The following is an 11,903-nucleotide window of genomic DNA, read 5'->3' on the forward strand; positions in this document are numbered from 1 at the left end:
TTTCCGCCCCATGTCGCAAAAGTGAGGAAAATTCACTTCATCGGATACCGCGCGAACGAGGAGCGCGGTCCCATCGGCTGGGGACGGATGCCCGCGCGCCCGTGGCCACGGCGGCGACGCCGGTCACCGGCCCGGCCATGACGCCCAGGATTCTCGACATCACTCCTCGTGGCCGACACGTGCCGTTCTCCGCCCGCCCGGAGGGCTGGGCGATCGGACACGACCGTGGCACCGGAAGGTGCGGCAGCTGAAAATCACAATTCGCTCCGAGCTCCTGACAACCCGCCCGCCGCCCCTTCGAGAAGGCCCAACCTTACGGGTGGGATGACTTGTCTTCGCTGATCAGGTCAGGGTTCGGACCAGATGGGCGGCTCTCGCACAGGGGGATCAATGGTCATTTCGCCGAGTACCGTATGAACATGCACAGCCGATCCGCCAGGATCCATGAGACAGGGTGTGAGACCGTGCCGGAGCACGAACCGAACGTTCCGCGTGTCATGTGGCAGCTGCTGGAGCCTCTGCACGCCGTCACCTACTTCGCCCCGGAGGCTCGGGCGGCGTCCGACGCAGTCGGCATGCGCGGCTTCTGGATGGGGTACTTCGCGACCAGGGCGGCACCACTCGGACCGGTCGGCCCCGACGTCGTCACGGCCGCCTTCCACGGCTTCCCCCCGGCCAAGGTCTCCAGGGCACTCCCCGACGCGTGGACGTTCGCTACTCCCGGCGACGTGCTCCGCGCCCGGCTCGACGGGGCGAGGGCGGCGCTGCGGAACCTGCTCACCGACGAGGTGGCCGGCCCGGACGACCTGCGCGCGGCGGCCGACCTCGCCTGGCAGGCCGCCCGGCTCGCCGACACCGCGGGCCGGGTGCTGAGCGCGGCCAACCAGGCACTGCCGGCACCGGACGAGCCGCACCTGCTGCTCTGGCAGGCCGCGACCACGCTGCGCGAGCACCGGGGAGACGGGCACGTGGCCGCGCTCGTCGCCCACGGCGTCTCCCCGATCCAGGCCCACCTGCTCAAGGTCGCCGCCGGTGAGACGGACCTGGACCTGCTGCGCGTGGCACGCCCCTGGCCGGACGAGGAGTGGGAGTCCGGTGCCGCCGCCCTGCGCGAGCGCGGATGGGTCGACGCCTCCGGCGCCCTCACCGCCGAGGGCACCCGGGTGCGCGCGCGGATCGAACGGCTGACCGACGAGGCCGCGGCCGGCCCCTGGCGGGCCCTCGGTGACGAGCGGACCTCCGCCCTCGCCCGGCTGCTCCACCCGCTGACCGAGGCCGTCGTGAAGGCGGGCATCCCGCCGACGCTGAGCCCGATCGGCCTGCCCCTGCCGTCCGGAGGCGAGAACGGCCGGGAGCTCTCGCTCCCGGCCTTCCCCTCGAAGATCAGCTGAGGTCTGGGCGGCGGGAGGCCCGCCGCCCCGTCACGGATCAGCTGAACGGCAGCCGTACGAGGGACTGGTTGCCGACGCCGAGGGCGGTGGTGCCGTTGCCGATGGCGCTCCAGACCTCGACCTTCACCTGGCCTCCCGACAGGTTGCCGAGCGCCCCCGAGGCGGACTGCGGCCCCGCGCCCTGCGTGTAGTGCTCCCAGCCCGTCACCGGGTCGGTGGCGAAGTAGGCGTAGGTCTCCACCCTGTCCCAGCTCCCGTTGCCGGTCAGGTCGTAGGAGACGCGGATCTGGGTGCCGTTGGCGACCGTGGTGCCCGCGTCCACGAAGAGGTCGAACGTGGTGGAGCCGCCGTTGTAGGTGCCGGTGAGGCCGGTCGCCGTGAAGACCTGCGCGTTGGTCGGGATACCGTCGCGGTTGCCGTTGGCGGCGGCCAGCGTGACGGTGCCCGCGGTGCCCGCGGTGCCCGGCAGCCCGCCGCCGGACTGCAGGTAGCGCGTCGCGGTGAAGGGGCCCACCGTCGGGGTCGGGGTCGGGGTCGGGGTGGGCGTGGGAGTCGGGTCGGGGCCGGTGCTGCCTCCGCCGGCGTTGCCGCCGCTCCAGGTGAGGGCTCCCGAGGTGACGGTCTTGCCCGCGGGCACGTTGAGCGTCGTGCCGTTGGAGAAGGTCACCGTGATCGCGCTGCCGGTGATGTTGGACGCGACGTAGGTCCGGGCGCCGTTCTTGCTGAACACCTTGGCCAGCGGGTGGTTGGCGGTCACCGAGTTGTCCACGTTGCCGAGAGCGGCCAGGTTGCGGATCCAGTGGAAGGTGTGGGCCCTGCTCTCCCCCTCCTCCGGGGTGAAGCCGCCGTTGGCCCTGAGGTTCGCCAGTGCCGTGTCGCCGTTGCCCAGGGCGAGGAACTCCCAGATGATGTCCTGCCACACGGTGGGCGGGCCGCCGTTGTTACGGGTCAGCTCGTTGTAGTTGGTGGTCACGTAGCCGGGGTTGTCGCCCAGGTAGAAGTGCCCGCCGGTGACCGGGAGCATGTTGATGCCCTGGATCATCTCCGGCTCGGCGCTGAACCAGGTGGCGTAGGCGGCGCCGGAGCCCCAGACCATGCCGACGGTGCTGTGGCCGAAGGCGGCGGGGAAGTTCTGGTCGCGCACGTCGAACCAGTACTCCTGGATCGCCGCGTTCTGGGTCGTGTAGATGTAGATGCCCGCGTCGCGGACCGCGGTGTTGCCGGTGGCCTGTCCCCACTGGATGAGGGCGTTGGCGAAGTTCATGCCCTCCGACGAGGACTCCTGGTTGTTGCCCGAGCCGAACGATCCGTGCCCGGCCGCCCAGTCGTGGCCCGCGTAGATGTCGAAGTCACGCAGGTAGGGGAAGCGGGTGTCGTTGCGGTCGTAGTTGTTGGCGTCGCGGATCAGCAGGTCCACCATGCCGCCGTACTGGCTGGTCTTCGCCCAGTCGGGGTCGAACTTGGCCAGGGTCGCGGCGGCGGCGATGTAGTAGCCGTAGTGGAAGTGGTGGTCGTTGAGCTCCAGGTCGGAGCCGTACGAGGCCGGGTAGCCGAGCAGGGTCCCCCAGGCCGGGTTGTAGTAGAAGACCCGGGTGGTCTTGCCGGGCGAGGCGGTGAACCAGTCGTTGAGGCGGCTGCGGATGGCGTTCAGCGCGGCGGTGCGCACCGACGTCAGGTTGAGCTGGTCGGCGATCTCCGCGATGCGGGCGGCCCTGCCCAGTCCCTTGCCCGTCCAGTAGGTGTCGTCGCCGCGGATGTCCATCGGGTTGCCGAGTTCGGCGTTGAGGTGGTTGGTGATCGTGGTGAGATCGGCACCCGAGTTGTCGGCCACCGCGGGGACCTCGGGCAGCACGCCGGTGTACTTCATCGACGTCCTGAACTGCGTACCGGTGACGATCTTCATCTGGCCGCGCGCCGAGACGTAGGTCTGCGCCAGCGGCGTCGAGCCGGTCAGGTGGTTCCACTGGTGCGGGTAGAGCGCGATGACCGTACCGGTCGCGCTGCCCTGCCTGGCCGTGGTGGTGAAGGCGTACGTCGTGGTGAGCGTGCTGTTGGACGGCGCGTAGGAGTACGAGACCTGGGTGCCGGTGACGTGCGCGTGCGCGTACTGGCCGTAGGTGTTCGCCAGGGCCACGCGGTCGCCGCCGGCGGGCAGCGCCGCCACCGAGAAGAAGCCCTTGCCCGCCAGGGACGAGCTGATCGTCGTGCCGCTCACCGACCAGGTCGCGCCGGTCGGGGCGTAGGCGACGTAGTCGCGGCCGCCCGCGGTGAAGCCGATGGTGGCACCGCTGTTGGACCAGACCGAGGGGGTGCCGGCCGCGGTGATCTGCGCGTCACCGCCGGTGATCTGGAAGTAGGCGAACGGCAGGCCGTGGCCGATGGTGGCCTTCATGGTCCGGCCGCCACCGCTCCAGTACGGGGTGACGGTCCAGTCGCTCCAGCCGTCGACCTTGACGTCCGGCGAGTTCAGGCCCGCGACACCGACCCTGATGTTCTCGACGTACGGGTAGTGGTACTCCCCCACCCCGGTGGCGGTGCCACTGATCTGCGGGGTGGTGTTGTAGGAGAAGCCGAGGCCGCCGGCGAAGGTGTCGTAGGAGATCGGGTGGGCGTGCAACGGCTCGCCGTACGCGCAGTCGGTCTTCTTGAACAGGATCGACGACCACCAGTCGTTGGTGGGCACGGCTCCGGCGGGGGCGTTGGCCGTCACCCACTGGCGGGGGTTGGTGGAGAGGGAGCCGCAGCCGGTCGGCAGCGAGCGGCCGGCCGGGAGGGTGTCGGCATAGCTACCGGCGCCGACCGTGGCGGCCTCGGCGGAGTGGACGGCGCCGAGGCCGAGCAGCCCGGCCACCATCGCGACGACCACGCCGGCGGCGAGGCGCCTGCGGCGGGTCCGGATGCGGTGGGCGAGTCGTCCTTCGCGGGGGTGCGCATTGTCCGGACCCGTGGTCCGGTTCGAGGGATCCATTGGGGGGTGCCTCCGGGGAGAGGAGTCGGGCTCCGAAGCGGACCGGCATGAGAGAGCGCTCTCTCACCGCAAAGTAACGGCCCGCGTCACAGCAGTCAACGTTTCGCGTTGGTAACGAATAAGTAAAGAGCAGATATGCAGGCGGGACGGCATAGGCCCAGAAAACAGGGCGTTCCATCGCACGACACCCGCACCAGGCACCCGAAGGTGGCACATCGACCCGCTGGCCAACGATCAAGGAATGGACCTACCCTGTTCTGAGAGCGCTCTCAGAACTGATCGACATCCAGGGCCGATCAGCCCTTGGCCACACCCGCTTCCACCCCCCGCGCGACCCACCCCGTCAGACCTGGCACCTCCACCCACGCGCGCCGCCCGGCGCACGCGCCTGCCCATCGACGGGGCGGCCACAACTGACGGGACGGTGACAAAATCAGTACTGGACACTCAGCGTGATGACACATTTACTTTGCGTGACCATCCAGGCACTCCCCGTCCCAGGAGAGATCATGCGAAGCAGGAAGCTCATGACCGCCACCCTGAGCGTCGCCGTCGGCATCGCGAGCCTGACCGCGATAGCCGCCTCCGTACCGGCCGCCGCCGATACGGAGGCCGCGGCCGACTTCACGGGCTACCAGATCGTCAAGCTCCCGAACGCCAACGTCCCCAACTTCCAGCGCCGTGTGGTCCGCTGCCCCGCCGGGAAGAAGGCCGTCGGCGGCGGCGCCGAGGCACAGGGCAACCAGGCCGTCCTGGTGGGTTCCTTCCCCACCGATGACGGCGGCGGCTGGATCGGCCTCGGCCGCCAGCCCGGTTACAACGACGTCGGCATCAGCGTCTACGTGATCTGCGCCAACGTCGGCTGATCACTCCCCGGAGAATCACGGGCTCGGGTCCTGGCCGTGACGGCCCGGACCTGGGCCTTTCCCGTCCTTCGACGACGATCCGTTCCTCAGGCCGGGAGCGCGGCTGGACTTTCCGGCGGCCGGCCGCTGTCCCCCCGTTCCCGGGGAACAGCGGTTCGCCCCCACCGGCTGTCGGACCGTCACACGCCCACGAGGCCCGCACGACCTACTATGTAACGGTGCCGCGACCAAGCGAGTTCGCCGACCACATCAGTGAGATCCCGGACGCCCGGCGCGATCCGGCGTCCGGGGGCACCGAGTCCGGCTCGCTCGCCCATGACCGGGGAGAGCGCCTGCCGCCCTCGGCCGAGCGCATCGGACGGGCGATGACGGCGTTCGCCGCGGGCGACGCGCTGGGCGTCCCCTGGGAGGGCTCGGACCCGACGGCGATCGACGCCGGCCGCATCGACGAGATCCCGGCCACCCGGCAGGGCTGGCCGCGCGGCGCGACCTCCGATGACACCGCCCAGATGCTCCTGGTCTGCGAGTTGCTGGCCGACACCGAGGGGAACCCGACCGCCGAGGCCTTCCTGACCCGGCTCGCCGCCGCGGCGGACGAGATCCGCGGCATCGGCCCGACCACCCGCCGCGCCCTGGCCCACTTCGGTGGGACCGGCACGCTGCCCGAGCCGATCCCCGGCGAACGCCCCACCAACGGCGCGGCGATGCGCATGCTCCCCGTCGGCTGGACCACTCCCGCCGCCGAGGAGGACCTGCGCCGTCACCTGGTGGAGGCACTGGCGATCGGCACCCACCGCGCCCCGGAGGCCATCGCCGCCGCCTGCCTCGTCGCCGCGATGGCCGCGTGGGCGATCGAGGGCGCGGGAATCGACGCGGTCCTGGCCGCCGCCGAGGCCGAGGCCGGCTGGGTCGCCGGCCGCTACGGGGAGCCCGTCGCCGTCCGCGCCGCCCTCGCCGGCACCTGGACCCCTCCCGCCGGAGGCGTCAGCCTCGACGCGCTGGAGACGACCGCCGCCGTGGTCCACGTCCTGAGCACGGCAACGGATCTGGACTCGGCGCTGCGCCACTCCGTCCTCCTCGGCGGCGACACCGACACCGTCGCCGCGCTGGTCGGCGGAGTCCGCGGCGCGCTGGCCCCGGACGAGCTCGACGCCCTCACCTGGCTCCCCCTGGTGGACTTCGACCGCCCCACCGACCTGGTCGAGCGGCTCCACCGGCTGAGCGTCGCCCGGCACGGTCGATGACCGCGTCCGGCGCGACGCCGCGCCGGATTCGCGCCGTCCGATGATCATGCCGCGCGTGTCATCGGCCGCCGCCAGGTTGGTCACCACACAAAGAAAGCCCAGGTCAGTACTGACCTGGGCTTCCTGCCGGTGCGCCGCCAGGGACTCGAACCCCGGACCCGCTGATTAAGAGTCAGCTGCTCTAACCAACTGAGCTAGCGGCGCGCGACCTGGACAAGACTACCGGACCCGGCGCTGTAGTCCGTACATACGCCGATATATGAGCATCAACGAACCTGTGGCGGCTACGGTTTCGCCGGGCGGGGCGGGAGCGCGGAATCATGCGGCGACCTGCGATTCGAGGAGGGCAGGGCGGTGTTCCGTACCGGCCGACCGGGACGTATCCCGTTTAGGGCCCCTCACCCGGGTACGTGACCGGAGCCCGGAGAATCCACATCAAGGGAGATGTTCAACCATGCAGCCCGAGCTCTGGAACTACCGCGCCGACGTGTACGGCCAGGACAGGACGCTCGATGTCGCCGGGTACCACGTGGAGGCCACCGACGGGAAGATCGGCTCCGTCGACGAGGCGACGTACGAGGTCGGCGGGAGCTACCTCGTCATCGACACGGGCCCGTGGATCTTCGGCAAGAAGGTCCTCCTGCCGGCGAGCACCGTGACCCAGATCGACCCGCAGGAGAAGAAGATCTACGTCGCGCGCACCAAGCACGAGATCAAGGGCGCGCCCGAGTTCGACGAGGCCGGCTTCAAGGAGCCCGCCTACCGGGACCGCGTCGGCGAGTACTACGGCCGCTTCCCCTTCGGGCGCGGACCGGGCACCGCCTGATCCGGCACGCCGAACGACGAGAGGGGCCCGCCACCCGGCGGGGCCCCTCTCGTTTCCGGTGCCGCCCGACGGCACTTCAGGGCCAGGTCGGGTCGCCCGAGGAGTCGAGGGAGCCGGGGATGACATCGAGGCGCCCGAGAAGGGTGAGGAAGGTGGAGGCGTACGGGGAGTCCTGCACGACGGCGGCGACGCGGTTCCAGTCGACCTGCTCGCGCAGGGCACGGACCTGGGGCAGCAGCGAACCGTAGTCGCAGGTGTGCTCGGAGAACGGCAGCAGCCACGAGATGACCAGGTCGGTGGCCTCCAGGACGGGCAGGATCACCGCCGAGGTCTTCATCGGCTCGGCCCGCTTCAGCAACTCCGGGGTGATCGGGTGATCGCAGATCGAGAAGATCAGATCCACCAGCCTGCCCTCGTCGAACGCCTTGACCAGCCAGTCCTCCGGCGGCTTGAGCGTCTCGAAGCCCAGCTTGCCCAGCGCTTCGAGCGCGAGCGGCACGTCCTCGACGGGGAGGACGAAGTCGACGTCGTGCAGCGAGGGTGCGGCTCCGCGCGCGTACGCCGCACAGCCTCCGGCGAGCGCGAACCTGACATCCGCCTCCTTCAGCCCGCTGCTCGCCCGCTTCAGCGTTTCCAGGATCGCGTCCGTGACCTCATGACTGTGGCTGCCCATGGCTCACGCGTACCCCATAACATCCACGGTAGGCATGCCGGAGTTTGACTCGGGTAAACGGGGCGTATGGTTCAGGTCGAACATACGCAAAGAGAAAATCCCCACCCTGGAGAAAGCCGCAAGGAACGCGTCGACCGCGAGCTCGGCGAACTCCTCCAGGGCCTGCGCGTCGCGGTCACCGGCGTGCAGGTGCTTTTCGCCTTCCTGCTGACACTGCCGTTCGCCGCGGGCTTCAACAAAGTCGACGTCCTGGGGCACTGGCTGTTCTTCATCGCCCTGCTGAGCGCCGCCATCGCGTCCGTCTGCTTCATCACTCCAGCCGCCCAGCATCGCCTGCTGTTCCGGACCGGGCTGAAGGAGAAGATGCTGCACCGCGCCAACGGAGTCGGCATAGCGGGGGCCGCCGGGCTCGCGATCGCGATGACGAGCTCGGTCGCGCTGGTCGCGGAGACGGTCATCAACGCCTGGCCCGCGGCGGTGTTCGGCGGGGCCGTGGCCCTGTCCAGCGCCTGGCTGTGGTTCGTTCAGCCAATAATCGATCTATACCGAACAGAGGATGTTAAGCCATGAATTGTGAGGGCAGAGGCCGATTATGGCTACTTTACTGTGGATCATTGCAGTTATCCTCGTCATCTCCGGGATCTATGTGATCCTGGCCCGTCGCGATCTCCTCTGGGGGATCGTCCTCATCGTCCTCGGCTTCCTCATCGGCCCCGGGGGTGTGAGCATCTTCAATGTCTGACGCGAGCCCCGCGCTCGCGAAAGCCCCCGTCCGGCGTCAGCCCGCCGGACCGTTCGACACGAGCTTCGCGCTCGTAGGAACGCACGTCGCCCCGAACTCCCAAGAAGCCTCGCGGGCCGGGTCTCCCCGGCCCGCTTCTTCATGTCCGCCCCTCCCCCGCCACCGACGGCCCCCACGGTGGTGGCGCCCGGTGGTGCGGGGGAGGGGCGGGCGCCCATCTACAGCGGGCCCTCCTACAGGAGGTACACCCCGTACGCCCGGCCCAGCACCGGCAGCGCCACGTTGCGCACCCGGATGCCGCCCGGGGTGACGCCCTTCTCCGTACCGGCGTGCGCGTGCCCGTGGATGATCAGGTCGGCGCCCTCGGCGTCGACCGCCTCGGCCAGCAGGTAGCTGCCGAGGAAGGGGTAGATCTCCAGCGGTTCCCCGTCGAGGGTGTCCTTGACCGGCGAGTAGTGGGACAGCACGACCCGGTAGTCGGCCTCCAGTTCCTTCAGCGCCACCCGCCAGCGATCGGCGATCCGCTTGGTGTGGCCGATGAACGCCTTGATCTCCGGCTCACCGAAGTCGCTGGCGCACTTGCCCGCGTACCCTCCGCCGAAGCCCTTGCCGCCGGCCACGCCGAGCCGTATCCCGTCGATGTCGATCACCGTCGCGTCGTCGTGCAGGACCTCGATACCGCCCCCGCGCAACAGCGCGGCGATCTCAGCGGGCCGGTCGGAGTGGTAGTCGTGGTTGCCGAGCACCGCCACCACCGGGATCGGCAGGTCGCGGAACTCGTCCGCCACCATCTCCCCCTCCTCCATGGTGCCGTGCCGGGTCAGGTCGCCGGCGAGCAGCAGCACGTCGGCTCGATCCTCGATGCCGTCGAGCCGCCTGCGGTAATCCCCCCTGAGACTCTCGTCCAGGTGCACGTCTCCGACCGCCGCGATCCGCAGCGCGCTCACAGCTGTTCCTCCCTCACCGGCTCCACCACGCTCACGACATCGATCTCGTTGTGGACGACCAGCCCGGGAGCCGCCTCCCCGGCCACCTTGGCGATCAGCTCGCGGCGGTCGGCGCTGGTGATCTGGCCGCGCAGGTAGAGCTGATCACCTCGGACATCCACCCGGACGCCGAGTTCCGTGGTTCTCTCGTCCTCGGCGAGCGCGCGCTGCACACGCGCGGCGACGTACTGCGGAGCCTCCATCGTCGAACTCCTTTCCGTCCAAAAAAGCTCGCCTTCCCGTGGAACCCAAGGTCAAACACGTTTAAAACCCCCACTGAGGGCAGAGGAGGCCGCTGTGCCCAGGACGCGGGCACGCCTGCCCCGCATAACTCGGTGGAGACGTGCCCATGAAGATCGCCATGGTTTCAGCGTTATCTAGCGAGGAACCCCGGGCGTTCACGCCCGGGAGGAATCGCTTCCAGGTCCTGGGGTTGTGAACATCCGGTCGTTGGTCCGGGCGTTTCTGGTTTTCGATGTATCCCTTGATGATGCTCAAGGGGGCGCCGCCACAGGAGGTGGCGAAGTAGAACGGCGACCACAAATGGCCGCCACACACCTCGATCATGATTACTTCGCGGCGACGCAGCGGTTCGCCGGTGAAGACCCCGCACCGATACCCGGGTGTGAAGACCGAATGCGCGTGTAGCGGGCAGACAACGGTTCGGCCTCGGCCCCGGCGCAGGTCGGAGTCGGGTTCCCATCACGGTGACATGGACCTGACGCTAGGGTGTTCGAGGTGAAGCTGGTGGTGCAGGTGAGACTCCTGCCGACGCCTGAGCAGGCGGCGGCGCTGGAGGCGACCCTGTGCGCGGTCAACGCCGCGGCCACCTGGGTGGCGGCGCTCGCCCACCACCGGCGGGTGTTTCGCAATTACGACCTGCGCAGGCACGCCTACGGGCAGATCAAGGACGACTACGGGCTGGCGGCCCAAGCCGCGCAGCATGTCATCAAGAAGGTCACCGACGCCTACGCCACGCTGCACGCCAATGTCCGCAACGGCCAGGTGGGCAGGCCCGGCTCCGCGCGGCGCGAGCGGGCCCTGGCCACGCCGATCGTCTTTCGCCCCGGCGCGGCCCAGCCGTTCGACGACCGCTGCCTGTCCTGGCAGATGGACGCACGCACAGTGAGCATCTGGACCACGCGCGGGCGGATGAAGAGCGTGGCGTTCACCGCATCGGCCGATCAGCTCACGACGCTGGCCGCCTACCGCAAGGGCGAATCGGACCTGCTGTACCGCGATGGCAGGTGGTTCCTCATCGCCACCTGCGACCTGCCAGAGGTGGCGGTGCGCGCCCCGGACGGATTTTTGGGGGTGGATCTGGGGATCGCGAACATCGCGACCACCAGTGGCGGGGTTCGCCACAGCGGCAAAACTCTGAACGCGGTCCGCCACCGCCACCGCGAGCTGCGCCGCCGCCTGCAGGCCAAGCAGACCAAGTCCGCCAAACGGCTGTTGAAGCGGCGTCGCCGGGCCGAGGCCCGGTTCGCCGCGAACACCAACCACACCATCGCCAAACGCATCGTGACCGAGGCTGCACGCACCGGGCAAGGCATCGCCCTGGAAGACCTCCAGGGCATCCGCGACCGGGTACGGCTCCGCAGGCCCCAGCGGGTCACGCTGCATTCATGGAGCTTCCACCAACTGGGAGACTTCATCGCCTACAAGGCCGCCCGCCAGGGCGTCGCCGTTGTCCATGTCGATCCGGCCTACACCTCGCAAGCCTGCTCATCCTGCGGGCACGTGGACAAGAAGAACCGGCCCGGCCAGGCGACCTTCTCCTGCACGTCGTGCGGCTTCGCTGAGCACGCCGACGTCAACGCGGCCCGCAACATCGCCTCACGCGGGGTGGCGGGCTGGGCAGTGAGTCACGCTGCCGATGACGCGGCCTGAACCGTCGAACCCATCGACGGCGAGGAGCTGCAAGCTCGGTCGTTTACGGCCGAGAAGCTGACAGCATGCCAGCCCCCTCGCGACCGTCGGCGGAGCCGACGCCGGAGGCCAGAACGTCGCTGCTCACCACGCCGGGCCTGCTGGCGGCGTACGGCACCGCCGCCGCCGTCCGGGCACGCTCCGACTACGACTGGAACAAGATCGCCGACCGGACCGCCGCCGTGTACGCGGGGGTGATCTCCTCTCGCGTCCCGGCATGGCGGAAGGACGGCGCCCGCTCGTATCCGGGCGTCGCCTGACGGCTCTCCGGTCCC

Annotated in this window: 12 protein-coding genes, 1 tRNA gene and 1 pseudogene; 8 read left to right on the forward strand and 6 right to left on the reverse strand. The window is 69.6% G+C overall.

Features of this window, described 5'->3' with window-relative positions; genetic code table 11:
- Positions 1 to 419 precede the first annotated feature (419 nt).
- Positions 420 to 1,391: an SCO6745 family protein gene (locus ACQP0P_RS38565; RefSeq protein ID WP_433365300.1), complete on the forward strand. Its 972-nt coding sequence runs from the start codon at positions 420 to 422 to the stop codon at positions 1,389 to 1,391.
- Positions 1,392 to 1,428: 37 nt separating this feature from the next.
- Here the strand turns inward: ACQP0P_RS38565 and ACQP0P_RS38570 are convergent, their stop codons facing one another.
- Positions 1,429 to 4,359, reverse strand: a complete 2,931-nt coding sequence (locus ACQP0P_RS38570; protein WP_433365303.1) for a glycosyl hydrolase — start codon at positions 4,357 to 4,359, stop codon at positions 1,429 to 1,431.
- Positions 4,360 to 4,868: 509 nt separating this feature from the next.
- Here ACQP0P_RS38570 and ACQP0P_RS38575 point away from each other — a divergent pair.
- Both ACQP0P_RS38575 and ACQP0P_RS38580 read left to right on the forward strand, forming a co-directional pair.
- Positions 4,869 to 5,225, forward strand: coding sequence for a hypothetical protein (locus ACQP0P_RS38575; protein ID WP_433365306.1), 357 nt, complete (start codon positions 4,869 to 4,871; stop codon positions 5,223 to 5,225).
- A gap of 218 nt (positions 5,226 to 5,443) precedes the next feature.
- Positions 5,444 to 6,469, forward strand: coding sequence for an ADP-ribosylglycohydrolase family protein (locus ACQP0P_RS38580; RefSeq protein WP_433365309.1), 1,026 nt, complete (start codon positions 5,444 to 5,446; stop codon positions 6,467 to 6,469).
- 130 nt (positions 6,470 to 6,599) lie between these two features.
- Here ACQP0P_RS38580 and ACQP0P_RS38585 read toward each other — a convergent pair.
- Positions 6,600 to 6,673 (reverse strand) — tRNA-Lys (locus ACQP0P_RS38585).
- Positions 6,674 to 6,923: 250 nt separating this feature from the next.
- Here ACQP0P_RS38585 and ACQP0P_RS38590 point away from each other — a divergent pair.
- Positions 6,924 to 7,295, forward strand: coding sequence for a PRC-barrel domain containing protein (locus tag ACQP0P_RS38590; protein ID WP_433365312.1), 372 nt, complete (start codon positions 6,924 to 6,926; stop codon positions 7,293 to 7,295).
- 76 nt (positions 7,296 to 7,371) lie between these two features.
- Here the strand turns inward: ACQP0P_RS38590 and ACQP0P_RS38595 are convergent, their stop codons facing one another.
- Entirely contained in the window at positions 7,372 to 7,968 is a 597-nt protein-coding gene (locus tag ACQP0P_RS38595) for a hypothetical protein (RefSeq protein ID WP_433365314.1), read from the reverse strand.
- A 66-nt stretch (positions 7,969 to 8,034) separates the two neighbouring features.
- Here ACQP0P_RS38595 and ACQP0P_RS38600 point away from each other — a divergent pair, with 66 nt between their 5' ends.
- Complete coding sequence (locus tag ACQP0P_RS38600) at positions 8,035 to 8,538, forward strand: DUF6328 family protein (protein WP_433365317.1); 504 nt, start codon at positions 8,035 to 8,037, stop codon at positions 8,536 to 8,538.
- Positions 8,539 to 8,560: 22 nt separating this feature from the next.
- Positions 8,561 to 8,710 (forward strand): GPGG-motif small membrane protein, encoded by a 150-nt coding sequence (locus ACQP0P_RS38605; RefSeq protein ID WP_350912242.1) that lies wholly within the window; start codon positions 8,561 to 8,563, stop codon positions 8,708 to 8,710.
- A 233-nt stretch (positions 8,711 to 8,943) separates the two neighbouring features.
- On the opposite strand, the gene ACQP0P_RS38610 is transcribed toward ACQP0P_RS38605, so the two are convergent.
- The 3 genes and pseudogenes from ACQP0P_RS38610 to ACQP0P_RS38620 form a co-directional block, all read right to left on the reverse strand.
- Positions 8,944 to 9,657, reverse strand: a complete 714-nt coding sequence (locus ACQP0P_RS38610) for a metallophosphoesterase family protein (protein ID WP_433365321.1) — start codon at positions 9,655 to 9,657, stop codon at positions 8,944 to 8,946.
- Complete coding sequence (locus ACQP0P_RS38615; protein WP_350912238.1) at positions 9,654 to 9,899, reverse strand: BON domain-containing protein; 246 nt, start codon at positions 9,897 to 9,899, stop codon at positions 9,654 to 9,656. The genes ACQP0P_RS38610 and ACQP0P_RS38615 overlap by 4 nt, the downstream gene beginning before the upstream one ends.
- A gap of 253 nt (positions 9,900 to 10,152) precedes the next feature.
- Positions 10,153 to 10,380 (reverse strand): annotated as a pseudogene (locus ACQP0P_RS38620) (transposase); the annotation flags it as partial.
- A 54-nt stretch (positions 10,381 to 10,434) separates the two neighbouring features.
- Here ACQP0P_RS38620 and ACQP0P_RS38625 point away from each other — a divergent pair.
- The gene (locus ACQP0P_RS38625) at positions 10,435 to 11,589 is read left to right on the forward strand and encodes an RNA-guided endonuclease InsQ/TnpB family protein (protein ID WP_433365325.1); all 1,155 of its coding nucleotides are present in this window, start codon (positions 10,435 to 10,437) and stop codon (positions 11,587 to 11,589) included.
- A 65-nt stretch (positions 11,590 to 11,654) separates the two neighbouring features.
- Positions 11,655 to 11,888: a glycosyltransferase gene (locus ACQP0P_RS38630; protein ID WP_433365328.1), complete on the forward strand. Its 234-nt coding sequence runs from the start codon at positions 11,655 to 11,657 to the stop codon at positions 11,886 to 11,888.
- Positions 11,889 to 11,903 lie beyond the last annotated feature (15 nt).

It is taken from the genome of Streptosporangium sp. CA-115845 (genome assembly GCF_050943795.1).
In the GTDB taxonomy this organism is placed as follows: domain Bacteria; phylum Actinomycetota; class Actinomycetes; order Streptosporangiales; family Streptosporangiaceae; genus Streptosporangium.

What these genes read in the sequence shown, in the direction of transcription:
- ACQP0P_RS38575 (WP_433365306.1), top strand. Translation starts at nt 4,869, where the DNA reads ATGCGAAGCAGGAAGCTCATGACCGCCACCCTGAGCGTCGCCGTCGGC.
- ACQP0P_RS38605 (WP_350912242.1), top strand. Translation starts at nt 8,561, where the DNA reads ATGGCTACTTTACTGTGGATCATTGCAGTTATCCTCGTCATCTCCGGG.
- ACQP0P_RS38570 (WP_433365303.1), bottom strand. Translation starts at nt 4,359, where the DNA reads ATGGATCCCTCGAACCGGACCACGGGTCCGGACAATGCGCACCCCCGC.
- ACQP0P_RS38630 (WP_433365328.1), top strand. Translation starts at nt 11,655, where the DNA reads ATGCCAGCCCCCTCGCGACCGTCGGCGGAGCCGACGCCGGAGGCCAGA.
- ACQP0P_RS38595 (WP_433365314.1), bottom strand. Translation starts at nt 7,968, where the DNA reads ATGGGCAGCCACAGTCATGAGGTCACGGACGCGATCCTGGAAACGCTG.
- ACQP0P_RS38600 (WP_433365317.1), top strand. Translation starts at nt 8,035, where the DNA reads ATGGTTCAGGTCGAACATACGCAAAGAGAAAATCCCCACCCTGGAGAA.
- ACQP0P_RS38565 (WP_433365300.1), top strand. Translation starts at nt 420, where the DNA reads ATGCACAGCCGATCCGCCAGGATCCATGAGACAGGGTGTGAGACCGTG.
- ACQP0P_RS38590 (WP_433365312.1), top strand. Translation starts at nt 6,924, where the DNA reads ATGCAGCCCGAGCTCTGGAACTACCGCGCCGACGTGTACGGCCAGGAC.
- ACQP0P_RS38615 (WP_350912238.1), bottom strand. Translation starts at nt 9,899, where the DNA reads ATGGAGGCTCCGCAGTACGTCGCCGCGCGTGTGCAGCGCGCGCTCGCC.